Below are 23,333 nucleotides of genomic sequence, written 5' to 3'. Positions count from 1 at the left end.
TTGGCTATGATGGATCGGAAGCCGCGCGCCTAGCACGCAAGGCGCGCAAGATGAAGCGGTTGGTCGCCGTGCCGGGCACTCCGGTCGTATCCGGAGGCGAAACCGGATTGCCATAGGCGGCTTCCGCGCTCTAGGCAGGCGCCATGGCCGACCTGACCTGCCACCCGGCACATCCTCCCGTCCTCGTCCGTTCCATCGAGACCCGCGTGATCGGGCACGACCGCGACTGGCTGCGCGTGCGCTGGCGCATTCTTGGCGCGGGCAAGCTCGTGGTCCCGGCTTTCGCGGGCAAGGGCCGCGCGAACGACCTGTGGCAGACCACCTGCTTCGAACTGTTCCTGAAGGAGCCGGACGGCGCGGGCTATATCGAATTCAACCTCTCGCCCTCCGAGCGCTGGAACGTCTACGACTTCACCGGCCGCCGTGAAGGCATGACCGAACGGCCGATGCCGCGCGAGCCGGAATGCGGCTTGCGCAAGGGTTCGGATATCGCCGTGTTCGATGCCGCGATCCCGGCGGCAGGGCTTCCGAAAGCGGAACTGCACTACGGCTTCACCGCCGTGATCGAGGAAGAGGGCGGGGTGAAGAGCTACTGGTCGCTTGCGCACAACGGCGATGCGCCGGACTTCCACGATCCGGCTTGCTTCGCGCTCCCGCTTGCGGCACCCACCGGCGCATGAAATTCGGCATCGATCGCCTGCTGGCGGACCCTGAACTGCGCGCGCCGCTGGAAGGCAAGCGCGTCGCCCTCGTCGCTCACCCTGCCTCGGTCACCGAGGACCTCGTCCATTCGCTCGACGCACTGATCGCGGCGGGCGTCAATGTGACGAGCGCCTTCGGCCCGCAGCACGGACTGAAGGGCGACAAGCAGGACAACATGGTCGAGACCGAGAACGAACTCGATCCGACTTACGGCATCCCGGTCTACAGCCTCTACGGCGAAGTGCGCCGCCCGAGCACGGAGATGATGGCGAGCGCGGACGTGTTCCTGTTCGACCTCCAGGACCTCGGCTGCCGCATCTATACTTTCGTGACGACGCTGCTCTATCTGCTCGAAGCGGCGGCGGAGCAGGGCAAGTCGGTCTGGGTGCTCGATCGCCCGAACCCGGCGGGCCGCCCGGTCGAGGGCACGATCCTGCTGCCCGGACAGGAGAGCTTCGTCGGGGCAGGGCCGATGCCGATGCGCCATGGCCTGACCTTGGGCGAGATGGGCCACTGGTTCGTGCGCCGGTTCGAACTCGACGTCGATTACCGCGTGGTCGAGATGGAAGGCTGGGAGCCGGAAGGCCCCGGTTTCGGTTGGCCGCAGGACCGCATCTGGATCAACCCCAGCCCCAATGCCGCCAATCTCAACATGGCCCGCGCCTATGCCGGGACGGTGATGATCGAGGGCGCGACGCTTTCGGAAGGGCGCGGCACCACGCGTCCGCTGGAAGTGCTGTTCGGCGCCCCCGATATCGATGCCAAGGCGGTGCTCGCGGCGATGGAACGGATCGCGCCGGAATGGCTGGCGGGCTGCGCCGTGCGCGAATGCTGGTTCGAGCCGACCTTCCACAAGCATGCCGCTACGCTGTGCAGCGGGCTGATGATCCATGCCGAGGGCAGGTTCTACGATCACCACGCCTTCCGCCCGTGGCGTCTTCAGGCGCTGGCGTTCAAGGCGATCCGCCAGCTCTATCCGGACTATCCGATCTGGCGCGACTTCCCCTACGAGTACGAGTTCGAGCGCCTCGCCATCGATGTCATCAACGGCGGCCCGGCCTTGCGCGAATGGGTAGACGATCCGGCGGCTCTTCCCGGTGATCTCGATCTGATTGCCGGGCGTGACGAAGCCGCGTGGCAGGCCGAAGTCGCGGACCTGCTGCTCTACCGCTGAGCGGGATCAACGGGCCGGCGAGACTGTCGCCGGTCCATCGGCATAAGCGGGCGGAGCCATCATTCGGCCGCTGGTGCTCACCAGCACCGGGCAACCGGCGACCGATTTGTCGACCGCCCGGATGATCTCCGGCTTTTCCGCCTTTTCGGAATGCGGCGCGGCGTGACCCGCGGCGACGTTGGCCCGCTGGATCGTGTGGCCACACTGCGCCTGGGATGGAGCCTTTCCAGCGTCTTGAGCAGGGGCCGCAGCCGTGGTCAGCGCGCCCAACGCCGCGATCAGCACAACCTTTTTCATTGTCGCACTCCTCATTTTTACAAAGGCATAGTCCCGCAAGTCGGACGCTGAGGCAAGCCGTCAGCTCTTCTTGCGGCTGAGCTGGCGCATCGCGGCATCGAGACCGTCGAGCGTCAGCGGGAACATCGCGCCGCCCATCAGGTCGCGGATCATGCGGGTCGAGGAGGAATAGCCCCATTGCCGTTCCGGCGTGGGGTTGAGCCAGACCGTGGCCGGGTAGGTCTGCGTCACGCGGGAGAGCCAGACCGCGCCTGCCTCGTCGTTCATGTGCTCTACCGAGCCGCCGGGGTGGCTGATCTCGTAAGGGCTCATCGCCGCGTCGCCGACGAAGATCACCTTGTAGTCGTGCCCGAACTTGTGGAGCAGGTCCCAGGTCGGCGTGCGCTGCGACCAGCGGCGGCGGTTGTCCTTCCACACGCCTTCGTAGAGGCAGTTGTGGAAGTAAAAGAACTCCATGTTCTTGAACTCGGAACTGGCGGCGCTGAACAGCTCTTCCATCAGCTCGATATACGGGTCCATCGAGCCGCCGACATCGAGGAAGAGCAGGACCTTCACGGCATTGCGCCGCTCCGGCCGCATGCGGATGTCCAGCCAGCCCTGTTTCGCGGTGCCGCGGATCGTCTCGTCGAGGTCGAGTTCTTCCGCCGCGCCTTCGCGGGCGAAACGGCGCAAGCGGCGCAGCGCGACCTTGATGTTGCGGGTGCCGAGTTCGCGGGTGTTGTCGAGATTGGCGAACTCGCGCTTTTCCCAGACCTTGATTGCGCGCCCGTGTCGGCCTTCACCGCCAATGCGGATGCCTTCGGGATTGTAGCCCGAATGGCCGAACGGAGAAGTGCCGCCGGTGCCGATCCACTTGTTGCCGCCCGAGTGGCGTTTTTCCTGCTCTTCCAGACGATTCTTCAGCGTCTCCATGATCTCGTCCCAGGAACCGAGCGCCTTGACCTGCTCCATCTCCTCCGCAGTGAAGTAGCGCTCGGCGACCTTGCGGAGCCAGTCCTCGGGAATGTCGACTGGCTGCTGCCCATAGTCGCTCAGCACGCCCTTAAAGACTTTCTGGAACACCTGGTCGAAACGGTCGAGCAGGCCTTCGTCCTTCACGAAAGTCGCGCGGCTGAGGTAGTAGAAGGCCTCCGGCGTCCGCTCGATCACATCGCGTTCCAGCGCCTCCAACAGCACCAGATGCTCCTTCAGCGAGGCCGGAATCCCGGCGGCGCGCAGTTCCTCGACGAAGTTCAGCAGCATGAGGGCTTCCCGATCGAAATGATCCGGCCTTATGAGACGGGGCTATGCGGGCGATGGCGGGGGCGGGGGCTGACGCGGCCAGCTTTCGAGGCCGGCATCGAAAATCGCCCATTTCGGCGCGTCTTCGGTCCAGATCACGGCTTCGGGCTTCAGCCCATGCTCGCTATCGAGGGCGCCGAGGCGCACGGTCATCAAATGCGGCCGCGCCGAGCTTTGTGCATAGATCTGGGTGCCGCACTGCGGACAGAAATGGAAGGTGAGCGTGTTGCCGCTCGCTGCCGTCCAGGTGGAGGCGCCGAGCGTGCCTTCAATCGACACGTCCTCGGCCTTGAAGATCGCATTGTTGGTTGGTCCGCCCGCCGCGAGTTGCTGGCACTGGCGACACCAGCACTGGCGCGTGGCAATCGGCTCGCCGGATATGGTCAGCGAAACGGCGCCGCAGGTGCAGCCGCCGGGATAAGGTGCGGTCATGGTCGTCAGGTCCCCGGAATTCAACTTTGGCGCCGCGCCATGAAGGCCAGCCTTTCGAACAGCATGACGTCCTGCTCGTTCTTGAGCAAGGCGCCGTGGAGCGGAGGAACCGCCTTGGTCGGGTCCTGGTTCTGGAGCACGTCGAGCGGCGTGTCCTCGCTCAGCAGCAGCTTGAGCCAGTCGAGCAGTTCGCTGGTGGATGGCTTTTTCTTGAGGCCGGGCACTTCGCGCAGCTCATAGAAGATCTCCATCGCCCTGGTGACGAGGGTCTTCTGGATGCCGGGGAAGTGGACATCGACGATGGCCTGCATCGTCTCGCGGTCGGGGAACTTGATGTAATGGAAGAAGCAGCGGCGCAGGAAGGCGTCGGGCAGGTCCTTCTCGTTGTTCGAGGTGATGACGACGATCGGGCGTTCCGCAGCGGCGACATGCTCGCCGGTTTCGTAGACGTCGAAGGCCATGCGGTCGAGTTCGGCCAGAAGGTCGTTGGGGAATTCGATGTCGGCCTTGTCGATCTCGTCGATCAGCAGCACCGGCAGGCGGGGAGAGGTGAAGGCCTCCCAGAGCTTGCCCTTGCGGATGTAGTTGTTGATGTCATGAACGCGGGCATCGCCGAGCTGGCCGTCGCGTAAGCGGCCGACAGCGTCGTACTCGTAGAGGCCCTGATGCGCCTTGGTGGTGGACTTGACGTTCCACGTAATGAGCGGAGCATCCAGCGAAGCGGCGATCTGTTCGGCCAGCACGGTCTTGCCGGTACCGGGTTCGCCCTTGACCAGCAGCGGACGGCGCAGCAGGACGGCGGCATTGACGGCGACTTTCAGGTCATCGGTTGCGACATAGCTGCTTGTGCCTTCGAAACGCTGTGGGTTGGGGGTTTTATCGTCCATGTATATCGACCCTGATCCGCAAAAACGCTCAAAGAGACCCCGCTTACGACCCGCGCTGCGCGGCCGAAACTGTCTGAGGGTGTGCACTGGCGGGGCGTAGATGCGCAAGTGCATTTAGGATATCGGCGTGGGAAGCGCGTCGGCGTGGGTTATAAGCAAGCGCCGTCAGGGCCTGCCGATGACGAAATCTCGGAAGGGACATTGTCGGTTGCCGCTGCGCTCCAGGAGGCCCGCGAGTAAGTAAGAGGCGGCTCGGCGGGAGGATCGTGCTGCGCTTGCCGGCGATTCCACGATTGATTGAAGCGGCAGGATGGCTCCCACGACGACCAGCATTGCCGTTATCCAGCCCAGACTTGGTGCCCTATCCGCCCCATGCGGCGCTAGGTCATTTCCAGGCTTCATGAAGTCATCAGCACGACGCCGGTTTTGGCAGGCCTTTCGACGTGCGAGGCTGCCTTGCGAGCATGAGCGAGATCGTAGCGGGCAGACACAGGGAACAACTCCGGATGGTGCCGGGCAAGGTCGATCGCGAACTTCACATCTTCCGCTCGCTGCACAGCGGGCAACTGTGCCCATGTGCCGACTGTCACACCGAAGATGCGGATGTCACGCGTTGAGAATGCCAGAGCCGGAACCGAGATCGGCTCACCTGAAAGATCGCCGTAGGAAATCAGCGATCCGCCATTGGTCAGAACGCCAGCCAGCTCACTGGCTAACGCGCCGCCCACGGGATCGAGCACCACTTTGATCGGGTTGGAGCCGACGGTGTCCGCAAGCTTTTCTTTCCAATGCGGATTGGCCGCAGAAAGCACGGGCAGGCAAGGCATCTGACCATGAAGTTGTTTTGCGCCATCGTCGCTGCGGACAAGCCCGATGACCGCAACTTTGGCCGCGGCGAGAGCCGTGATTGCCAATTTTGCGACGGCCGAACCGGCAGCGGTGAGAACAACGACGTCCCGGCCGGGAACTAATCCGGCTCTATCGACGGCGCGTCGCAGTAGAGCGGCGGTGAGAGGATTAACATGCAATTGGGCGCCGATTTCATCGGGAAGGTCGTCAGGAAGCGGTGTAACGAATTCGGCTGCCACTGTGGCGTATTCGCTCCAGGCGCCGCGGCCCGGGAAGAACGCGACACGGGTTCCGGGCTGTAGATCGACACCTTCGCCAACGAATGCGATCTCGCCCAGACCTTCGAAGCCGACGCGATTGCCCTCAGGCGGTACGGACATGTCGCCAGCGCTGCGATAGCGGCCTGCTATGCCGAGCAGGTCGCCGTAGTGAACCGGGCGCATGCGAACACGTACGACAACGTGGCCTGGCGGCGGAGGGGGTGGGGCAGGCACCTCTTCGGTTTCCAACACTTCAGAGGGGACGCCATGTCGATGATAGAGGACGGAACGCATGAAGCTTATTTCCTGAAAAGGGTTTGACGCCCGGTCGCCGTGCGGAGGGGGGAAGCGACCGGGCGTCTGGCGGTTTGGTTCAGGATCAGACCTGCGCCTGTCCGCCGTCAGCAAACAGCTCTGCGCCGTTTACGAAGCTGGCATCGTCGCTGGCGAGGAACAGCACGGCCTTGCCGATCTCTTCCGCCTCGCCGACGCGGCCCAGCGGAATGCGCGAGGCGAGGTAATCGAGCAGGCCCTGCTGCGCTGCTTCATCCTCGCCTGCCAGTTCGACAAGTCCGGGCGTGCGGGTGGCGCCGGGGCTGACCACGTTCACCCGGATGCCGCTGTCCTTGAGATCGAGTGCCCAGCTGCGCGCAAGGTTGCGCACGGCGGCTTTCGAGGCGGAGTAGACGCTGAAGGCGGCGGTGCCTTCTGTTCCGGCCGTCGAGCCGGTAAGGATGATCGATCCGCCCTGGCCCATCAGCGGCAGGGCCTTCTGCACGGTAAAAATCACGCCTTTGACGTTGCGGTCGAATGTGTCGTCGACCTGCTCCTCGGTGATCTGACCGAGCGGGAGCATGCTGCCGCCGCCCGCGGCGGTGTAGAGGACATCGATCCGCCCGGCTTCGGTCTTTATTTGCGCGAAGAGGGCATCGAGATCGGCCAGGCTGGCGGAATCGGCGCGGATGCCGGTGACATCGCCGCCAATCTCCGCGACTGCCTTGTCGAGGACATCCTGTCGGCGCCCGGTGATGAAGACTTTCGCGCCTTCGGCCGCGAAGACCTTGGCCGTGGCAAGGCCGATGCCGCTGGTCGCACCGGTGATGAGGGCGATCTTGCCGCCGAGACGTTGGGACATGCTCAGGTTTCCTGTCTATTGATGGGGAGTGTTAAGGCGTCAGGCTTGGCGCATCGTGCGGAAGGCGCGGCGCATCTCTTCGGAGAAAAGCTGGGGCTGTTCGAAGGCGGCAAAGTGTCCGCCGCGATCGACCTCGTTCCAATAGAACATGTTCGGCCAGCGGGCCTCGGCCCAGGCCTTGGGCGCGCGGTAGATCTCCCGTGGGAAGATCGTGGCGGCCATCGGCAGTTCGATCGTGCCCGCATCGAAGCCGCCGCCGTTCCTGGTGTTCTCCCAGTAGATCCGGGCCGAGGATGCGGCGCTGTTCGTGAACCAGTAGAGCGATATGTCGTCGAGCATCTGGTCGAGGCTCAGGGCATCCTCGGGATTGCCGCGATTGTCCGTCCAGGCCTGGAACTTCTCGTAGATCCAGCTGGCCTGACCGATGGGCGAATCCGCAAGCGCATAGCCAACGGTCTGGGGCCGCGTGCCCTGTTCCTTGAAGTAGCCGAACTGATCGTTCAGGAACGCGGCGATGGCCGTCATGCAAGCCTGTTCGTCGGGCGTGAGCGGGGCGGGAGGCTGGGCCGGGATGACCAGCGGCCAGTTCACATGTGCAGCGATCAGACCGGCAGGCCGGACATGGCCGAGCGCGTGAGTAACGCCTGCGCCCCAATCCCCGCCCTGTGCGACCCAGCGGTCGTAGCCAAGCCTCTGCATCAGCGTGCCCCAGGCCTTGGCCGTGCGAACAACGTCCCAGCCCGTCGCCGACGGCTTGTCCGAGAACCCGAAACCGGGCTGCGAGGGGATCACGACGTCGAAGGCATCCTCTGCCTTGCCGCCATGCGCGGTGGGATCGGTCAGCGGGCCGATGACATCAAGGAATTCCACGATGGAACCCGGCCAACCATGCGTAAGGATGATCGGCAGCGCGCCGGGATGGCGCGAGCGGACGTGGATGAAGTGGATGCCCAGTCCGTCGATTTCGGTGCGGAACTGGGGGTAGGAATTGATCCGGCGTTCGAACCGGCGCCAATCGTAATGGTCACGCCAATAGGCGACCAGCGCCTGGGCCTTGGCAAGTGGTACGCCCTGCGACCAGTCGCTGACAGTCTCGCGTTCGGGTAGGCGGGTCAGGCGCAGACGCAGCTTGAGGTCGTCGATCGCCACTTGCGGGACTTCCACACGGAAGGGCGTGATCGCGGGTGAGGCTGGAGCGAGATGCAGTCCTTGCGCTTCGGCAATGGCCGGGGCTGCCGTCGCCGCGACGGCAGCGAGTGCTGCGCCTTTGCCCAGTTCGGCAAAGGCCTGGCGGCGGGAGTGACCGGATGTCATGCAGTTCGTCCTTTTCGGCGGAAGTGATCGTTCCTCCAGCTAGGACATCGCCATGACTGCGACGATCAGACGCGCAGGTCGTCGGTCGAACTCCAGGTGTCATGAACTCATACGCAGGTATGATCGGGACGCTTGCGGGCATGATTGGGACTGGCGAAGCGGATACCTAGTTGGGATCGCTGGCCGTTCACGCTCTGCCCGGGCGGCGGCGGCTCGATACTGCAACAGCTCAAGAGGAGGCCGCCATGGCCGACCACGACAAGACGCTTTCAACCGAAGTCACTGTCAGCGCCTATTACCGGGTTCATCCGGAGGATAGGCAGGCCTTCATCGACGCGGTCATTCCTGAAATGACGGCGGCGCAGAAGATGCCGGGCTGCATCTACTATGCTTTCGCGCAGGACCTGACCGATCCGAACACCTTTCACCTGCTCGAAGGCTGGGCCGATCAAGCGGCCTATGAGCACCACGAAGAAGCCGAGAGCTTCCTTTCGGCCCTGTCGACGGTGGTGAAGACCGTGCGCATCCTCCACCGCGAGGGCGTGCGCTACGACATCGCGCGGATGCACATCGACGATCCGCGCGGCAAAGTCTCGTGACGGGGCGAGGAGCGCCCTCGGGCGCTCCTCACTGACTTGCGGGAAAGACGAGTTCGATCTGCGAACCCCAGGGACTGAGGAAATAGAACCAGCGCGTCCCGTCCGGCAGTGTCACGGGTTCGTTCAGGACCGGCAGGCCCATGGCCCTGACCGTCGCCAGCGCGCGGGCAGGATCGTGGGCCTTGAGCGCGATATGGGTTGCGCTCGCATCGTCCTCGTGCGGTTGCCGGTGTGAGGAGTGGGGCGAGGCATATTCGAACAGCTCGATCCTGGAGCCGTCCGCGGCCTCGATCATCATGAGGCGGCGGAGCCGGGCGCTTGCGTGCCAGCGAAAGCGGCGCTTCCACTCTCGGTCGACCGGGGCAGGGCGCCGGTCGGACACCACTCGTGTGCCGATCAGGTCATGGAAGAACGCGGCGGCCTTTCCCGCATCCGGCACGTTAATGCCGACATGATCGATGCCGCCCGCATCGAGAGCCGGTTGCGACGCGCGACGGACGGGGCCTTGCCCTTGCGCGAAAGCGGCGGCGGCCGAAGCTGCCGCCGGAAGCAGGATCGCGAGCGAAAGGCCGCGTTTCACCACAGCCTCGGGGCCGCGAGGCGGCGGTTCAATGTTCCAGCGCCGCTTCGAGGTTTCCGAAGACCCCGAGCTGAGCCAGGAGGATCGTGGCTGCCGTGTAGCAGTGGAACGAGGCGACCTTGCTATCTCGCAAGTGGAACACGTCGCAGCAGGGGGCGTGGATTTCGTTGCCGGTGGCCTTAATCGTTCCGGCCGGAAGACGCAGATCGCCGCGGTGCGTGCCGTTCAGGCTGAGTTCGACGACGACGATATCACCGTGCACGACGAACTTCTCCAGCTTGCGGTGCATGTCCGGGAAGGCCTCGGCATAGATGTCCACGGTGTCGCCGATCTCCTTGCCGTAGTATTTCTGCCCGGCGGCGACATCCCAAAAGTAACCGTCCTCGGTAAACAGGGAAACGAACAGTGCGGTATCCTTGCCGCTGCCTTCTGCGCTGGCGTAGAGCGAGCGGATTACGTCTTCGTTGGTCTGCATTTCGATGGTCCTTTCCTGGGGGCAAGACAATGATAGGAAAGGAAGATCGGGAGTGCGTTCAGGCGCGCGTATCGGTGCCTGATACAAGCGGGCTAGGAGATCATACGCGGGTATGACCGACCGCATGCATGGCCGCGAAACGGGCGAGCACCTTCGTTAGACAATATCCTTAACGGCTTCCGCTATCTTCACGAAGTCCGCCAGATTCCTGGCACCCATCTTGCGCATGGCATTTCCGCGATGGATCTTGACGGTGATTTCGCTGAGTTCGAGGTCCCAGGCGATCTGCTTGTTCATCCGGCCCTGGGCGACGAAGCCCATGACCTCGCGCTCGCGCGGCGATAGCTGGGCATAGCGTTCCCTCAGTTCCTGAGATCCCTGCCGCTCGGCGCGCTGCCGGGCATCGCGGGCCAGTGCCGTGGTGACGGCGTCCAGCATGTCCTGTTCGCGAAATGGCTTGGGCAGGAAGTCCACCGCGCCTGCCTTCATACCGCGCACGCTCATCGGGATGTCGCCGTGGCCCGTCATGAGGATGACCGGCATCTGCACGCCCGCATCCGCAAGCTGGACCTGGAAATCCAGCCCGCTGACGCCGGGCAGCCGCACGTCGAGGATCACGCATCCGGCTGCCTGCGCGCATCCGGAGGCCATGAAATCCGCAGCGCTGGCAAAGGTGCGAACCGTGTAGCCGACCGAGCGGAACAGGCCGTCGAGCGCGATGCGGATCGAAGGATCGTCGTCAACGACGTGGATCATCTGGGCTTCTTCGGTATCGGTCATGATGGGGTCATGTCACCCTTGGGCCTTCGGCGTCCAGCCTGCGTGCGATTTCGGAGTTTGCATCGTCATTCGCCGCTATCGTCGAGGAAGACGATCAAGGTGGAGATACGATTGTTTTCGACGATCGCGACGTCGCACCCGGTGTAGTGGGGAGGCTCGCCTGCGGGACCCGAGCCCCAGGCAAGTCGGCCTGCATCGTGCAGGGTCTGCGGCTCGCCGATCGGCTTATAGACGAAATCGGGATGCGTGGCGCGAAGCTGGCCGGCGAAAGTGTCGATCGCCTCGCGGCCCCGGATGATGCCGGGGGGAACGTGGAGCGCACCGTCTTCGGCCCAGAGTTCGTTCAGGGCCGCTCGCCTGCGGCCGGGATCGTTCTCGCCGAAGACCTCGCGGAGGTTGCGCTTCAGCAATTCCTTCATGCGCGCCGAAGATGTCGGCGGTTCGGCATGGCCGTCGGCAGGCTGTTCCACGAATTCAATCCCCTTCTGTGCGGCTTGCCGCATGATGCGGGGCAATGTGGCCTATCCAGGGGCTTTGCGAACCTCATACACGGGTATGAGCGCCGTGATAGGCGACGGCTTTCGTGTCCGCATCCCCCCGTTCGGGGGGGCGATCCTCCCCCACGGGCGTGCGATTGTTGCTCTCGCAGCCCGGCAATATCATCGCGCCGCCTGCCGCTATCCGGTGCCGGGCCGAGAGGAGCCGGTCGGCGCGGCTTCAAAGTAGCGATGCGAGGCCCACCGGAATGTTGGACACAGGATCAGAGTCCGAGAGCGGCGACTACGGTGTCTCGACGGCCGACGCGGTTCCTGCACTGATCTCGTTCTTCGATGCCGGGCATGTGTGCCGTTTCGCCAACGATCACCATATCCATTGGTACGGACGAACGCCGGGGCAGCTTGTCGGCAGCCATATGCGGGACTTTCTCGGTGACGCTCTCTATGCCGAGCGGCGGCCCTGGCTGGAGCGCGTGGCCGCAGGCGAGACGGTTTCGTTCGAGGCCGAGGTTCCACATTGTAGCGGCGGTTCGCGCGAGGCGGCGATCCGCTACGTCCCCAAAATTGCCGATGGGCGCTTCAAAGGCTTCCATACCCTCGTCTTCGATCTCTCGCGCGAGCAGAACCGGTTTCACAGCGTGTTCGACGGCACGATCGTCGGCTTCGTGGAGATCGATCTTCGCGGCGTTCGCCGGGTCATGGCGGAACTGGAGAGCGAGGTGGGGGATATTGCCGCCTACATCGCGTCCGACATCACCGTTGTCAGGCGTGTGCTCGATTGCACGCCGATCGTCGGCCTCAATGAAAAGGCCTGCCAGATGCTCGGCGTGGCTCCGGGCGAGGCGGTGGGCAAGCCGCTGGGCCTCTGGTGTCCGGACGAGACGATGGCGGTGTGGAACCGTGTCTTCCTCGATTACATCGCCCGCAAGGTCAGCCACGAGGCGGAAACGGTGATCCGCCGCAAGGACGGCGCCAACCTCGATGTTATCCTGAGTGCCGCCTATCCCAAGCGTCCGGAGGAGCAGGTCTTCGTCGTCGTGGGCCTCGTCGACATCAGCGAGCGGATCGCCCGCGAAAAGGCGCTTGCCCGCGCGCAGCTGGACCTTGCCCATGCGGGGCGCGTCTCGATCCTGGGGGAACTGGCCGCCTCCATCACCCACGAGATCAACCAGCCGCTGAGCGCGATCATGGCGAACGGCAATGCCGCGCTGCGTTGGCTGAACAGGCCGGTAGCCGATCTCGACGAGGCACGCGCGGCCATCGGGCACATGGTCTTCGAAGCGGAGCGCGCATCCCGGATCATCGCGCGCACCCGTGCCATGGCGATGAAAGGCAGCGGCGAGCGCACCGTCTTCGAGCTGAAGCCGACGCTGGCGGAAGCGATCGAGATCACGCGGCGTCAGATCGCTATCCTGGGCGCATCCTGCACGCTGGCCGGCTGCGATGCCCCGATCCGGATTCTGGGCGACCGGGTGCAGTTGCAGCAGGTTATCATTAACCTCATCGTCAATGCGGCGCAGGCCATGTCCGAGGGCGGCAGTCCGGGAAGGGCGGTCGAAGTCGGATTCCAGCTGGATGGCCCGCGCGCCAAAGTTCGCGTGGCCGATACCGGGCCGGGTCTGGATGCCGTGGGTGCAGCCCGGCTGTTCGAGGCGTTCTTCACCACCAAGGCCGATGGCATGGGGATGGGTCTGTCCGTTTCCAAAGGGATCGTCGAGGCCCATGGCGGCACGATCGTCGCTTGCAACAACGCAGGACCCGGATGCACGTTCACGATCGATATCCCGATCGTGGCGGCGGATAAGCAAAACCTCGACGAAGGATCGGCGACGCTACGGTTTGCGTGATGCCACAAGGGCACCGGTGAGGGCGAGCGCACTGCCGATCATCCAGGCTTTCCCGACCCCGCCATGATCGACGATCACCCCTCCGACAAGAGCGCCGATCGCTACGGAAGACTGGAAAACCGTATTGGTAAGCGCGGAGCTTGCCTCGAAATTCTGCGGTGCCGCGCGAAGCGTCCAGACTTGCAGGCAGAGCGGCAGCGCGCCGAAGGCCGCTCCCCAGGCAAGAATGGTGGTCGCCGCCATGGCAGGTCGTGATCCCGCCAAAAGCGTGGTGCCGATCGCCAAGCCGATGACCAGCATGGCGCCTGCAAGCGCCCAGCGCGGGCTGAGGCTGCTCGCCCATGATCCCAGCCAGACGCCGATCAATCCGGCCAGACCATAGCCAGCCAATAGCCACGCCATGACGGCGCCGGAGACCCCTCGCGCTGCCAGAAACGGTTCCAGATAGGCATAGGCACTGAAGTGTCCGGCAACGACAAGTGCCGTTGCAACAAAGCCAATACGGATAGCCGGGACTTGCAGCACCGCCGTCATGGCCTTCACATTCAGGCGCTCGCTGGCTTCGAGCGGCGGGATGATTGTCGCCTGCACCGCAAATGCGATCAGGGCAAGAAAAGCCACGCAGTCGAAGGCGGCACGCCAGCCCGCGAGCCCGCCCGCCAGAGTGCCGAGCGGTACGCCGAGTACGGTGCCGATGGATATCCCGCCCATGATGATGGCGGCCGCGCGGTTGCCATCGTCCTCAGCCACCAGCCTGCGACCGATGGCGGCGGCGAAAGTCCATACGGCGCCGAGGGCCAGACCCAGCAGCACGCGTCCGGTGAGAGCCATCCACAAGTGAACCGCATTGGCCACGACCAGATCCGAGAGCGCAATGCTGAGCGTCAGGCCCGACAGTACCATTCGCCTGTCGAGGCGGCCCGCAAAGATGGCGAAAGCAGGCGCGCTGATGGCGGCGACGAGGCCGGGTACGGATAGCAGAAGCCCGGTCCGGCCCTCAGAAGCGCCAAGATCTCGCGCGATCGATCCGAGCAGGCCGACCGGCAGGAACTCGCTCGTCACCATGACGAAAGTGCCAAGGGCGATGGCGCAAACGGCGGTCCAGCGACGGGAGGATTCTGCCGGGATGGCAGTGAAATTGGGCATGGCGTTTCCGTGTCCCGGAGTTTCGGAGCGCGCCGGATGGTCGGCGCGGATGAAACCCTAAGAGCGAATGCGCGGCGACCTGTCGATCATGCCCGCGTATAACCGCCGGAACCGGATTCAGTCCGCGCGGGGCAGCGTGAACCGGAAGCTGGCGCCGCCTTGTGCCGAGGTGTCGACCCGGATCGTGCCGCCATGCGCCTCGACGATCGTGCGGGTTATCGAGAGGCCCATTCCCATGCCGTCGGGCCGGGTCGTGTAGAAGGCGTTGAAGATCTGATCGCCCACGGCCTCGGGAATTCCGGGGCCGTGGTCATCGACGTGAACCGTTACGAACGGGCCGTCCGGGCGCGCGGAGAGCGCAATCCGGCGCGGTATGGGGATGGAGGCCATGGCCTGCGCCGCATTGGCGAGCAGGTTGATGAGCACCTGCTGGATCTGCACTCTGTCGACCTGCACTTTGCCGACATCGGCGGCGATGGCCACGTCGACGTCCGCGCCGAGGCTGGCCAGTTGCCAGCGCACTATCGCCAGCGCTTCCTCGACGATTGTCGCGAAGTCGTGCGACGCGCGCTCTCCGTCGCCCTTGGTCGCCATGCGGCGGGTGCGGGCGAGCACTTCGCTGGCGCGGGTCCCGTCCTCGACGATGCGCGAAATGGCATCGATCGCTTCCTCGATGTCGGGCACCGGCCGCCTGAGCCAGCGCAGCGCTGCATTCCCGTTCGCGACCAGCGCGGTCAGGGGCTGGTTGACTTCATGGGCGATGGACGCGGCCAGTTCGCCCAGAGTGGCGACGCGGGCTGCCCGGACAAGCTCGGTATTGAGCCTTGCCAGCGCTTCCTCGCGCTCGATGCGGTCGCTGATGTCCATGATGGCGAAGGTGCCTGCCGGTGGTGATACCGGCTCCTGCGGAAACGCGGTGCTGACATGGACGGGGAACAGCGAGCCGTCCGCCCGCATCATCACCGCCTCGCCCTCATACCCTGCTTCGCCGCTGAGATAGGCCACGAGATTGTCGAGCAGCATCGTTTCCGCCTGGGGCGGACACCAGTGCCCGAAAGGCGTTGCCAGCGCGGTTTCGCGGTCGACCCCGAACAGCACTTGCGCGCGCGTATTGAGGTCGAGCACGCGGCAGGTGTCGATCGACTCGCGGATGAAGCCGGGATTGGCCCGAACGTAGTCGGCCGGTTCCAGTCCGGTCTCCCGGCACCTTTCGGCCAGCATCGCCTGCATGTCGGCCAGATCGATTTCCCAGAACGCGACGACCGTGGCTTCGAAGATGCGGTGATAGCGGTGAGCCTGGGTGCCGGGGTCGGATTCTGGGAAATCGGGTGCCGAATTCATTCGTTCGCCTTGGGCTGCGTTGCCGGAACTTCGGGATCGTCGGCGTGTGGGTATAGGTCGAAGTGCGGGACTTCGCCATCGCCCCGTGGCAGTTCGGGCGCCGGTTCCACGGGGCTTGGCGGCGTTCCCACCGTCATGCTGCGCAGCACGCCGTCCCTGCGGACCAGACCGTGGAACAAGGCGGCGCAGAGGTGGGCGAGGATCAGGGCGAAGAACAGCACCGCGATCACCGTATGCGCCTGCCGCAGCACCGCGTAGAGCCACAAGTCGTGGGGCGCGATGGGCGGAAGGATCAGGCCGGAGAACAGCTCCACCGGATAGCCCCCTGCGGCGAGCATGGCCCATCCGATCAATGGCATGGCCGCCATGCTGGCATAGAGCAGCACATGCGAACCCTTGGCCGCCAGTGCCTGCATCGGCGGTAGGTCTCCGGGGAGGGGCGGCGATCCGGTGACGAGGCGCAAGGGAAGGCGGAGCACCACCAGAATCAGGGTCGCGATGCCGACTGGGCGATGCAGTTCCAGCAGCTTCGTATAGGCGGGGCCAGTGGTGGAGACCATGCCGACACCGATGAACAGCATGGCGAGGACCATGGCCGCCATCAGCCAGTGAACCACCCGCAGCAGCGGATGGAAATCGTGGGGCGGGCGGTTCATCGTGCAGACTCCCTGGAGGCAGGGTTTTTGGCAAGATCGCCCCCGACAGCGCTCGGATGCGGACCTTCCCCGGCGCGGCGCTGGAACGAGGAGGAGTAGACCTTCGACCGTGCCGCCAGCAGCGGGTCGTCGGACAGGCCGATGCCGGTGGGCAGGATCGTGGGATCGAAGTTGAGATCGCGGCAGGCGCCGACCTCCTCGGGCATGACCTTGTCCACGGTGAGGACACCGGCGTCGATGGTCCGGTGCGGGCCGGACCAGGCCACGGTGGCGCTGTCGGTCTGGTCGCCGGGGTTGGCGATCGTCAGGATCAGGTGCCAGCGCGACGGCCCCTTGGCCGTTCTCTCGATCATCTCGCGGAACAGGGCATCGCGGGGGAGGGTGTCCAGATGGGCCTTGTCCAGCCCGCTGAGCGGAGCCTCCGGGGTAAACTGCCAGCGCACGAAGCGGGTCTGGCCCGTGTCGTCGGTCATGGTGAAGGCATTGATCGCGTAATAGGTCGCATTGGCGAAGCTGCTCGGCAGCACGGCCTTGGCGAGATAGTCTTGGAACGCCTTTACCGAGGGATACTCCGCGATCAGGGCCTTCATTTTTGCCGGATCGGGTTTGCCCGTCGCCGGATCGGGGCGCGAGGCGCGTTGCAGGGCAATGAAGCCTGCTGCGTTCGATACCGGGAAGATGGGCGTGTGATCCATCGCCATTCGCCACTCCTGCCCGTCGGGGGTCTTCAGGAGCAAGGCCATCGAATGGAACACATTGCGTCCGTCGGTGGCCAGCGGATTGCCGCCTGCGACCGAGAAGCGCCCGATCACGGGATACGTCCCGGGCTCGAACGTCTGGGCCGTCGAGACTTCGCTGCCGGCGCCGTTGGCGGTGAAACTGCCCGACAGGCAGAGGCCCTTGGCATGGGCGCGGCGGAAGCCCGGCTGCGGCTTCCCGGTGTTGTACTCCAGCGCGCGGGTGACATCGCCGCCGTTGATGCGTCGGGGACCGATCCATCCGGCCGCCCACAGGAAGGCAAGCACGAGGAGGGCGGCGATCCCGCCGATGGCAAGGAGGGGGGCGGGAGGGACCGGTTTTCTGGTGGACATGAAATCTCCGTGCCGCCGTGGCATTGGGCGTGGGCATTGGGCTTGGGATCGGACGAGTTTATGCCATGGCTTCGGGGAAAGCTTTTATACGCAGGGATGATCGGGATCATCGGCGCATCAGGCGCGGGGGAGTTCGAGTTCGATGTCGATACCCGTTCCGGCACAGCCGCCTGTGACCCGGATGGAACCGCCGTGGAACTGAGCGATGGCGCGGCAGAGCGCCAGACCGCCTGCCGAGAGGTGGGCAGGGCGCCGATCCGTCGCCGTTGTCTTCGCCGGCCTGGCGGCTGAATTGCAGGCGATCTTCAGCCGTACATAGGAACCATCAAGGGATGTCGCGATGCCGATGGCGGTTTCTTCGTCAGGGGGGGGCGAGGCGTTCGACACGTTGCAGATCAGGTTGGAGACCAGGCGCTCCAGCAAATGGACCTCGCCCAGGATACGCCCGCTTCCAGCCTCGGCCGTTACGGTGAGCGAGGCTGCTGGGTGCCGCGACTGGATCGCCTCGACCGCGCGCCGGACGAGAGGATCGAAAAGGACCAGCGACCGTTCGAGGCGCCCCTGTTCCACGACATCATGGACTTGTGCGATCACCTGGGCGGCATCCTCGCCCGCGTGCTCCGCCTGCGCGATGACCCGGCGCGCTTCGGCGAAATCGGGGGGGTGCCTGTCCAGCCAGCGGCGCGCGGCGGCGAGATAGGCATTGATCGAAGACAGTGGCTGGCTGACTTCGTGCGATATCGAGGTGGAGAGGCCGCCGATGATCGCTCTGTGCAGGGCTTCGTCACGCTCCTGACGTGCCGATTCAAGGCTTTTTTCCATGCGTTTGCGCTCGGTGAGGTCGAGCGCGCTGCCACAGATGCGATCGTAGCCGCGGCCGTCGGCCGGCAGGCGCATGGCGATGAAGATGGGTATGAGATCGCCCTGGGCGGTGCGGACCCGGCATTCGGTCTCGAAACTCGCGCTGCGCCGGTCGAGAGCGAGCAGGCCTTCCACGAAACTCTGATCTTCTTCGGGCAGAAAGTCGGAAAGGCGCTCGAAGAATCTCGCCTTTCCCGACATACCCAACAGTCGCCTCGCCGCGTCATTGGCATGGGTAATTCTCACCAGACTGCGCAAGCGCGCGACTTGGTCGGGATCGGCTCGCAGATAGGCTTCCAGATCGTCGACGCCGCTTGCGTTGAGCGCATCCAGTTCGGCCATGACCTCGGTGAAATCATGCTCCCAGATGGCAAGGGCGATCGAGTTGAAGATCGTCTCGTAACGGACGTCGCTGGCACGCACCTGTTCGCGCAGCCGCCGGTTCCGGGCAAGCAGCAGGGCGGCGATGGTGATGGCGGCAAGGCTGGCCACGAGGCGCAGCATTTCGTCAGTATCGGCCCTGCCACCATGGTTGATGAGAAAGCTGATCACGGCAAGGAGGGCACAGGGACAGGCCCAGTGCGAAGGACGAGATCGTGATGTTCCGTCGTCGGCTATCAGCAGCACCAGTGCATAGAGCACGGCGACGGCGCTCTGCAGGCGGGTGAAGGTATCGATGACGAAGACGGCTGCCGCTGTCAGCGCGGCGAGAGACACTCGCGTCCTGTCCATTAAGGGCGTGACCATGGTCAGGCTTGCCCGGCTGAGCCCAGCAGACCTTCGATCATGGCGATGACGGCATCGGCATCGAGGGGTTTCGCCAGGAAACGGTGCGCGCCCTTTTCCTCGGCGCGCTGGCGCCATTCGGCGTCAGGATAGGCAGTCATCAAGGCGACCGGGAGATCGGGCGCCAGAGCATGGATGCGGTCCAGCAGATCGATTCCCGAAAGCTCCGGCATCTGAATATCGCTCAGGACAAGGATGAAGTGGCTAAGGTCCTGTTGGAGCAGGCCGATCCCGCTTTCGAACAGGGCCGAAGGCACGTCTATCGATCGCAACAGTCCGGCTAGGGCCGTGCGGACGCATTCCTCGTCGTCGACGATCGCCACGCATGGGGGTGAGGGTGATGTGCGGTTCATTGAAAAGCCTTCCGATCTCGTCTTTTCTAAGCCGGCTGGCTGGTCCCGAACAATTATACGCGGGGGTGAATAGGCTAGCCCGGAGACCCGGTCTCCATTCCGCTCAGCTCATACTGGGGCATGAGTGCATCACCGCCTGCTCGGTGCTAGGGCGAATATGCCATGCTGCGTCGCCGCTTTGGGGTAAGGAGAAACGGGGGGTGTTGAACGCAGTGACGGGGCCGAGCCGAGCAGGATTGTTGCGGCAGTGGAGGTGGTTGTCCCGAACTGCCCTGCTGATTACGCCCGGCTTGCTCTGCCTGGCAAGCGGCACGGCGGGGGCGGGCGTTCAGCCTCTATCCTCTCTCGAAATGCAGGGGTGGCAGCACGGTTTCACCGGACCGCGGGAAGGCGCTCCGGCCGGGGTTCGGTCACTGGCGCAGACGCCCGACGGGATCCTGTGGATCGGCGCCAGTGACGGCCTCTACAAGTACGATGGCCGGAATTTCACGCGGCTACCACCTTCCAGCGCGAAACCGATCCAGGCCGATACGATCGGGCCGCTCTTGGCGACTGCCGATGGCGATCTGTGGGTGGGGCACGACTACGGGGGACTCTCGCTCGTGCGCGGGGGGCGGCATATGGCTCTGACCAGCCTGCGCATGGGTACTGTCTTCGCCTTGACGAGCAACCGCGCCGGAATGACCTGGGCCGTGGGCAGCGATAGCAAGCGGGTCTATGTTGCCCGCTTGGTCGACCGCAAATGGGTGTCGTGGACCGAGTTCAAGGCCGACCTGTTCTATGGCAGCGCCGTCGGCGGCGATGGAACGCTGTGGCTGTTGGTGGGAGATCGGCTCCTTGCCATCTCGCCAAGGGATCACGGGTTGCGCGTTGTGGCGAGCGGGGTCCATTCATCCAGCCTTGCGGATAGTCCCGATGGCCGCGTCTGGCTGGTCGGAAAAAGTCGCCTCACCGAGCTGGGGTCCACCAGAGGCATTGGCGGCAAGGCCTTTGCGATCACAGGCTTTACCCGCAAAGGCGATGCACCCGTCCGGTTCGAGGATGCCCGCCACTTCTGGATCGTTCAGGGCGACAATGTGCTGGAGCGTTACGCCATCGGAGCATCCGGTCGTGCGGAGCGCATTGCGGAGTGGCCCAGCGGCTATGCATTGACCGCATCCGTACTGCCGCTGAGCGCACTGCCGTCGATGATCGATCGCGAGCAGGCGCTCTGGATAGGGACGAGCCAAGGCTTGGAACGCTTCAATCGCGGTTCCTTCGTCTCGGTTCTGGCGGGCGCCAACAACACAGTCGAAAATCGTTCTCCCGCCTATGCCGCCGCCGACGGGCGCGGCACGGTCTGGGCCTGGAGGCACGACCGCCTTTTTCGGTCTAGTCGGGGAGAAGGCCTTACCTCCTTGCCGGGAGCGCGCCCAAGCGGGGTTGCGCCCTGCGCTGCTCGATCCGGAGGTGTTTGGGTGTTCAATGGGACGGACCGCTTTACGCGCATCGGCGGACCTTCGCCGGCATCGCTCCTGCTCGGCCGGGATGGTGCAAGGCTTGCGAAAGAGCTGAGCCTCAACGGATGCCTTGAAGACGATCGGGGCCGTCTGTGGGGCGCTGCCGACCACGGCCTTGCTCTCCTGGGATCGGACCGCTCCGTCGCCGCCGCTCTCGGTGAGGATACGGGCTATTCGATCGGCACCTATTCCGCCTGGCGCGACGGGTGGGTGCTTGCCTATATCGGCAACGGCAATCTGTGGCTGACCGATGGCGAGCATTCCCGGATCGTATGGCGCCAGGCCGACAATACGCTGGGCTTCATCGAAGCGCAGTATCGCAGCGGAAATGCGATACTGCTGGGCGGCGATCGCGGCCTTGGCCGGTTCGACGGCCGGTCGGTCAAAGTGGTTTCGAGCGCTCGCTTCCCCTGGCTCAATTTCGTCGCCGGGATCGTCCAGACGCCGCGCGGCGAGACGTGGCTGCAGACCAGCAGCGGGATCGTGCGACTGCGGACGGCCGATTTCGACCGCATCTTCGTCGATCCGCATTTCCAGCCCGATCTGCGTATTTTCCGGGCGGCAGACGGCGTGCCCGGTCCGCCGACTTATGCGAACATGTCCGGTCTGGCCGCCGACGGCAGCGGGCGCATCTGGGTTTCGACGAGCAATGGGATCGCCGTATTCGATCCGACTGCCGCGCCTGCAGACGGGCCGCCACCGCCGGTGCTCATCACGGCCATCGAGGCCGATGATCGGGTCATGCCGGTAGCATCCAGAGTGGAACTGCGGCCCGGCACTGGCCGGCTGCGGATACAGCTTGCCGTCGTCGATTTCGACAATCCCATGGCGACGCGCCTGCGCTACCGGTTGAAGGGCGTGGATTCCGAATGGGTCGACGCCAGCGAGCAGCGTGCGGCCATGTTCACCCAGTTGCCCCCCGGACATTATCGGCTCGAAGTCATGGGGGCCAATTCTCACGGCGTCTGGAACCATCGGGGGCAGAGCATCGAGATCGCTGTTGCGCCGCATTTCTGGCAGACGTGGTGGTTTGCTGTGTCCGCGGCGCTCATTCTGTTGCTCGGCCTCTGGCTGGGCATGCGCTGGCGCGTCGCACAGGTCTCGAGACGGTTGCGCAGCCAGGCCGCCGAACGCGCGAACGAGCGTGAGCGTATTGCCCGCGATATTCACGATACCCTGCTGCAAGGCATGCAGGGGCTGGTCATGCGCATTCAGGCGATCACCTCCAGGATGCAGGCTCCCGATCCCAATCGGCAGGAACTGGAGCAAAGTCTCGACCGTGCCGATGCCCTCATTGCCGAGGGCAAACTGCGGGTTCACAACCTGCATCTGGAGGACAGCCCCGCCGACCTCCATGCCATGTTGCAGCAGGTGATGATGAAGATGCCGTTTGCGGCCGATGTCGAGCGGTCCGTCTCGGTGAACGGGCAGGCTCGCCCGGTCGATGTCGTGGTTACTCGCGAAGTTCGCGAGATCGCGGCGGAGGCGCTGTTCAATGCGGCGCGCCATGCGCGGGCGCAATCCGTCACGGTCGAGGTAACGTTCGGTACGCGCGCTCTGGAGGTTGTGGTGGCGGACAATGGTTCGGGTTTTGAAAACCGCAGGGATGCGGCATCCGGCTATGGCCTCGTTGGGATGCAGAAGCGTGCGGAAAGCATCGGGGCCAGTCTGACGGTCGAATCCCAGCCGGGAGCGGGCACTTCGATCCGGATGCGAGTTCCGGCGCGCAAAGCCTATCCGGTCCGCGTTACTTGGCTGACGAGATGGTTGTCGGGCCGATCAGATCGTGAGCATGCCGCGCCTTAGCGCCTCGGTGACTGCGTGGGTGCGGTCGGAGACGTTCAGTTTAGTGAAGGCGCTCCTGAAGTAGTCCTTCACGGTTTCCTCGGAAATGCCCAGAATTAGCGCAATCTCGCGGTTGCCGTTGCCTCTTGCGGCTTGTGCCAGCACCTGTGTTTCACGCGCCGTCAAAGGCCGTTCGCCGACATGCATGGCTATTTGCGAGGCGACTTCGGCATCGATGTAGCGCTTGCCCGCGTGCACATCGCGGATCGCCTGCGCTATGACCTTGCGGGCATTGCTCTTGAGCATGTAACCGGCCGCGCCGATCTTGAGCGCGCGCACCGCCGAGGCATCTCCGGCATATGTCGACAGGACGATGATCCTTGCCGCAGGAGCGTTTGCCAGAATGGTCGCGATAGCTTCGGCGCCGCTTGCCTTGGGCATTTGCATGTCCATCAGGGTGACGTCCGGCCGAAGCGCGGAGAACTGCTGCACCGCTTCGATTCCGTCACCGGCTGTACCGACGATCGTCAGATCCTCTTCGCTTTCGATGATGGCGCTCAGACCCTCGCACACGACGGGGTGATCGTCGACCACCAGTACACGGATCATCGCTGCATCTTTCCGGCTTCAAGGATGACTGATTGCATTCTCCTAGACGTGCGCGGCATCAGGGAACAACCGGATTTCGTCACGCCCGCAAGCTTCC

The 23,333-nt window shown here is 64.5% G+C and carries 23 protein-coding genes; 5 read left to right on the top strand and 18 right to left on the bottom strand.

The features are described 5' to 3' along the window. Positions 1–143 precede the first annotated feature (143 nt). Positions 144–680: a DOMON-like domain-containing protein gene (locus tag ACZ1II_RS16305; protein ID WP_465144687.1), complete on the top strand. Its 537-nt coding sequence runs from the start codon at positions 144–146 to the stop codon at positions 678–680. Continuing rightward, entirely contained in the window at positions 677–1,876 is a 1,200-nt protein-coding gene (locus ACZ1II_RS16300) for an exo-beta-N-acetylmuramidase NamZ family protein (RefSeq protein ID WP_465144686.1), read from the top strand. Before ACZ1II_RS16305 ends, ACZ1II_RS16300 begins: the two co-directional genes overlap by 4 nt. A gap of 6 nt (positions 1,877–1,882) precedes the next feature. Here ACZ1II_RS16300 and ACZ1II_RS16295 read toward each other — a convergent pair whose 3' ends face one another. The 7 genes from ACZ1II_RS16295 to ACZ1II_RS16265 form a co-directional block, all read right to left on the bottom strand. After that, the gene (locus tag ACZ1II_RS16295) at positions 1,883–2,173 is read right to left on the bottom strand and encodes a hypothetical protein (protein WP_465144685.1); all 291 of its coding nucleotides are present in this window, start codon (positions 2,171–2,173) and stop codon (positions 1,883–1,885) included. A 60-nt stretch (positions 2,174–2,233) separates the two neighbouring features. After that, positions 2,234–3,415 (bottom strand): vWA domain-containing protein, encoded by a 1,182-nt coding sequence (locus ACZ1II_RS16290; protein ID WP_465144684.1) that lies wholly within the window; start codon positions 3,413–3,415, stop codon positions 2,234–2,236. Between the two features lie 42 nt (positions 3,416–3,457). Further along, a complete protein-coding gene (locus ACZ1II_RS16285; protein WP_465144683.1) occupies positions 3,458–3,886 on the bottom strand; it encodes a GFA family protein in 429 nt (142 codons plus the stop codon). A gap of 20 nt (positions 3,887–3,906) precedes the next feature. After that, positions 3,907–4,773: an AAA family ATPase gene (locus ACZ1II_RS16280; protein ID WP_465144682.1), complete on the bottom strand. Its 867-nt coding sequence runs from the start codon at positions 4,771–4,773 to the stop codon at positions 3,907–3,909. Positions 4,774–5,171: 398 nt separating this feature from the next. Next, complete coding sequence (locus ACZ1II_RS16275) at positions 5,172–6,176, bottom strand: alcohol dehydrogenase catalytic domain-containing protein (RefSeq protein WP_465144681.1); 1,005 nt, start codon at positions 6,174–6,176, stop codon at positions 5,172–5,174. 85 nt (positions 6,177–6,261) lie between these two features. Further along, the gene (locus ACZ1II_RS16270; RefSeq protein WP_465144680.1) at positions 6,262–7,017 is read right to left on the bottom strand and encodes an SDR family NAD(P)-dependent oxidoreductase; all 756 of its coding nucleotides are present in this window, start codon (positions 7,015–7,017) and stop codon (positions 6,262–6,264) included. Positions 7,018–7,056: 39 nt separating this feature from the next. After that, on the bottom strand, positions 7,057–8,331 hold the full coding sequence (locus ACZ1II_RS16265; protein WP_465144679.1) for an epoxide hydrolase family protein: 1,275 nt from the start codon (positions 8,329–8,331) through the stop codon (positions 7,057–7,059). Between the two features lie 245 nt (positions 8,332–8,576). On the opposite strand from ACZ1II_RS16265, the gene ACZ1II_RS16260 reads away from it, so the two are divergent. Next, the gene (locus tag ACZ1II_RS16260) at positions 8,577–8,930 is read left to right on the top strand and encodes a putative quinol monooxygenase (protein ID WP_465144678.1); all 354 of its coding nucleotides are present in this window, start codon (positions 8,577–8,579) and stop codon (positions 8,928–8,930) included. Between the two features lie 28 nt (positions 8,931–8,958). Here ACZ1II_RS16260 and ACZ1II_RS16255 read toward each other — a convergent pair whose 3' ends face one another. The 4 genes from ACZ1II_RS16255 to ACZ1II_RS16240 all read right to left on the bottom strand — a co-directional run bounded on the left by ACZ1II_RS16255 (position 8,959) and on the right by ACZ1II_RS16240 (position 11,235). Continuing rightward, positions 8,959–9,510, bottom strand: coding sequence for a VOC family protein (locus tag ACZ1II_RS16255; RefSeq protein WP_465144677.1), 552 nt, complete (start codon positions 9,508–9,510; stop codon positions 8,959–8,961). A gap of 28 nt (positions 9,511–9,538) precedes the next feature. Next, positions 9,539–9,985 (bottom strand): nuclear transport factor 2 family protein, encoded by a 447-nt coding sequence (locus ACZ1II_RS16250; RefSeq protein WP_465144676.1) that lies wholly within the window; start codon positions 9,983–9,985, stop codon positions 9,539–9,541. Positions 9,986–10,141: 156 nt separating this feature from the next. Next, positions 10,142–10,765: a response regulator transcription factor gene (locus tag ACZ1II_RS16245; protein ID WP_465144675.1), complete on the bottom strand. Its 624-nt coding sequence runs from the start codon at positions 10,763–10,765 to the stop codon at positions 10,142–10,144. Between the two features lie 65 nt (positions 10,766–10,830). Then, complete coding sequence (locus ACZ1II_RS16240) at positions 10,831–11,235, bottom strand: nuclear transport factor 2 family protein (RefSeq protein WP_465144674.1); 405 nt, start codon at positions 11,233–11,235, stop codon at positions 10,831–10,833. 275 nt (positions 11,236–11,510) lie between these two features. Here ACZ1II_RS16240 and ACZ1II_RS16235 point away from each other — a divergent pair, with 275 nt between their 5' ends. Further along, positions 11,511–13,109: a PAS domain-containing sensor histidine kinase gene (locus ACZ1II_RS16235; RefSeq protein WP_465144673.1), complete on the top strand. Its 1,599-nt coding sequence runs from the start codon at positions 11,511–11,513 to the stop codon at positions 13,107–13,109. On the opposite strand, the gene ACZ1II_RS16230 is transcribed toward ACZ1II_RS16235, so the two are convergent. The 6 genes from ACZ1II_RS16230 to ACZ1II_RS16205 all read right to left on the bottom strand — a co-directional run bounded on the left by ACZ1II_RS16230 (position 13,095) and on the right by ACZ1II_RS16205 (position 19,313). Then, positions 13,095–14,255: an MFS transporter gene (locus ACZ1II_RS16230; protein WP_465144672.1), complete on the bottom strand. Its 1,161-nt coding sequence runs from the start codon at positions 14,253–14,255 to the stop codon at positions 13,095–13,097. The two genes, ACZ1II_RS16235 and ACZ1II_RS16230, sit on opposite strands and share 15 nt — an antisense overlap. Positions 14,256–14,372: 117 nt before the next feature. After that, the gene (locus tag ACZ1II_RS16225) at positions 14,373–15,596 is read right to left on the bottom strand and encodes a PAS domain-containing sensor histidine kinase (RefSeq protein WP_465144671.1); all 1,224 of its coding nucleotides are present in this window, start codon (positions 15,594–15,596) and stop codon (positions 14,373–14,375) included. Beyond that, complete coding sequence (locus ACZ1II_RS16220; protein WP_465144670.1) at positions 15,593–16,252, bottom strand: cytochrome b; 660 nt, start codon at positions 16,250–16,252, stop codon at positions 15,593–15,595. Before ACZ1II_RS16220 ends, ACZ1II_RS16225 begins: the two co-directional genes overlap by 4 nt. Then, positions 16,249–17,343 (bottom strand): catalase family peroxidase, encoded by a 1,095-nt coding sequence (locus tag ACZ1II_RS16215; protein WP_465144669.1) that lies wholly within the window; start codon positions 17,341–17,343, stop codon positions 16,249–16,251. The genes ACZ1II_RS16220 and ACZ1II_RS16215 overlap by 4 nt, the downstream gene beginning before the upstream one ends. Before the next feature lie 117 nt (positions 17,344–17,460). Beyond that, positions 17,461–18,921 carry a sensor histidine kinase gene (locus ACZ1II_RS16210; RefSeq protein WP_465144668.1) on the bottom strand — a complete coding sequence of 487 codons (1,461 nt, stop codon included), beginning with the start codon at positions 18,919–18,921 and terminating at the stop codon, positions 17,461–17,463. Between the two features lie 32 nt (positions 18,922–18,953). Continuing rightward, positions 18,954–19,313 carry a response regulator gene (locus ACZ1II_RS16205; RefSeq protein ID WP_465144667.1) on the bottom strand — a complete coding sequence of 120 codons (360 nt, stop codon included), beginning with the start codon at positions 19,311–19,313 and terminating at the stop codon, positions 18,954–18,956. Between the two features lie 287 nt (positions 19,314–19,600). Here ACZ1II_RS16205 and ACZ1II_RS16200 point away from each other — a divergent pair, with 287 nt between their 5' ends. Then, on the top strand, positions 19,601–22,648 hold the full coding sequence (locus ACZ1II_RS16200; protein ID WP_465144666.1) for a sensor histidine kinase: 3,048 nt from the start codon (positions 19,601–19,603) through the stop codon (positions 22,646–22,648). Here the strand turns inward: ACZ1II_RS16200 and ACZ1II_RS16195 are convergent. Next, the gene (locus ACZ1II_RS16195; protein ID WP_465144665.1) at positions 22,622–23,236 is read right to left on the bottom strand and encodes a response regulator; all 615 of its coding nucleotides are present in this window, start codon (positions 23,234–23,236) and stop codon (positions 22,622–22,624) included. The two genes, ACZ1II_RS16200 and ACZ1II_RS16195, sit on opposite strands and share 27 nt — an antisense overlap. Positions 23,237–23,333: the final 97 nt, after the last annotated feature.

The organism is Novosphingobium sp. BL-S-20, from assembly GCF_055521635.1.
This window is presented reverse-complemented; position numbering and strand designations above follow the sequence as displayed.

Coding starts and splice junctions, on each gene's coding strand:
- ACZ1II_RS16290 (WP_465144684.1), bottom strand. CDS start 3,415: ATGCTGCTGAACTTCGTCGAGGAACTGCGCGCCGCCGGGATTCCGGCC.
- ACZ1II_RS16265 (WP_465144679.1), bottom strand. CDS start 8,331: ATGACATCCGGTCACTCCCGCCGCCAGGCCTTTGCCGAACTGGGCAAA.
- ACZ1II_RS16260 (WP_465144678.1), top strand. CDS start 8,577: ATGGCCGACCACGACAAGACGCTTTCAACCGAAGTCACTGTCAGCGCC.
- ACZ1II_RS16215 (WP_465144669.1), bottom strand. CDS start 17,343: ATGTCCACCAGAAAACCGGTCCCTCCCGCCCCCCTCCTTGCCATCGGC.
- ACZ1II_RS16305 (WP_465144687.1), top strand. CDS start 144: ATGGCCGACCTGACCTGCCACCCGGCACATCCTCCCGTCCTCGTCCGT.
- ACZ1II_RS16235 (WP_465144673.1), top strand. CDS start 11,511: ATGTTGGACACAGGATCAGAGTCCGAGAGCGGCGACTACGGTGTCTCG.
- ACZ1II_RS16195 (WP_465144665.1), bottom strand. CDS start 23,236: ATGATCCGTGTACTGGTGGTCGACGATCACCCCGTCGTGTGCGAGGGT.
- ACZ1II_RS16230 (WP_465144672.1), bottom strand. CDS start 14,255: ATGCCCAATTTCACTGCCATCCCGGCAGAATCCTCCCGTCGCTGGACC.
- ACZ1II_RS16295 (WP_465144685.1), bottom strand. CDS start 2,173: ATGAAAAAGGTTGTGCTGATCGCGGCGTTGGGCGCGCTGACCACGGCT.
- ACZ1II_RS16285 (WP_465144683.1), bottom strand. CDS start 3,886: ATGACCGCACCTTATCCCGGCGGCTGCACCTGCGGCGCCGTTTCGCTG.
- ACZ1II_RS16220 (WP_465144670.1), bottom strand. CDS start 16,252: ATGAACCGCCCGCCCCACGATTTCCATCCGCTGCTGCGGGTGGTTCAC.
- ACZ1II_RS16300 (WP_465144686.1), top strand. CDS start 677: ATGAAATTCGGCATCGATCGCCTGCTGGCGGACCCTGAACTGCGCGCG.
- ACZ1II_RS16275 (WP_465144681.1), bottom strand. CDS start 6,176: ATGCGTTCCGTCCTCTATCATCGACATGGCGTCCCCTCTGAAGTGTTG.
- ACZ1II_RS16225 (WP_465144671.1), bottom strand. CDS start 15,596: ATGAATTCGGCACCCGATTTCCCAGAATCCGACCCCGGCACCCAGGCT.
- ACZ1II_RS16250 (WP_465144676.1), bottom strand. CDS start 9,985: ATGCAGACCAACGAAGACGTAATCCGCTCGCTCTACGCCAGCGCAGAA.
- ACZ1II_RS16245 (WP_465144675.1), bottom strand. CDS start 10,765: ATGACCGATACCGAAGAAGCCCAGATGATCCACGTCGTTGACGACGAT.
- ACZ1II_RS16270 (WP_465144680.1), bottom strand. CDS start 7,017: ATGTCCCAACGTCTCGGCGGCAAGATCGCCCTCATCACCGGTGCGACC.
- ACZ1II_RS16280 (WP_465144682.1), bottom strand. CDS start 4,773: ATGGACGATAAAACCCCCAACCCACAGCGTTTCGAAGGCACAAGCAGC.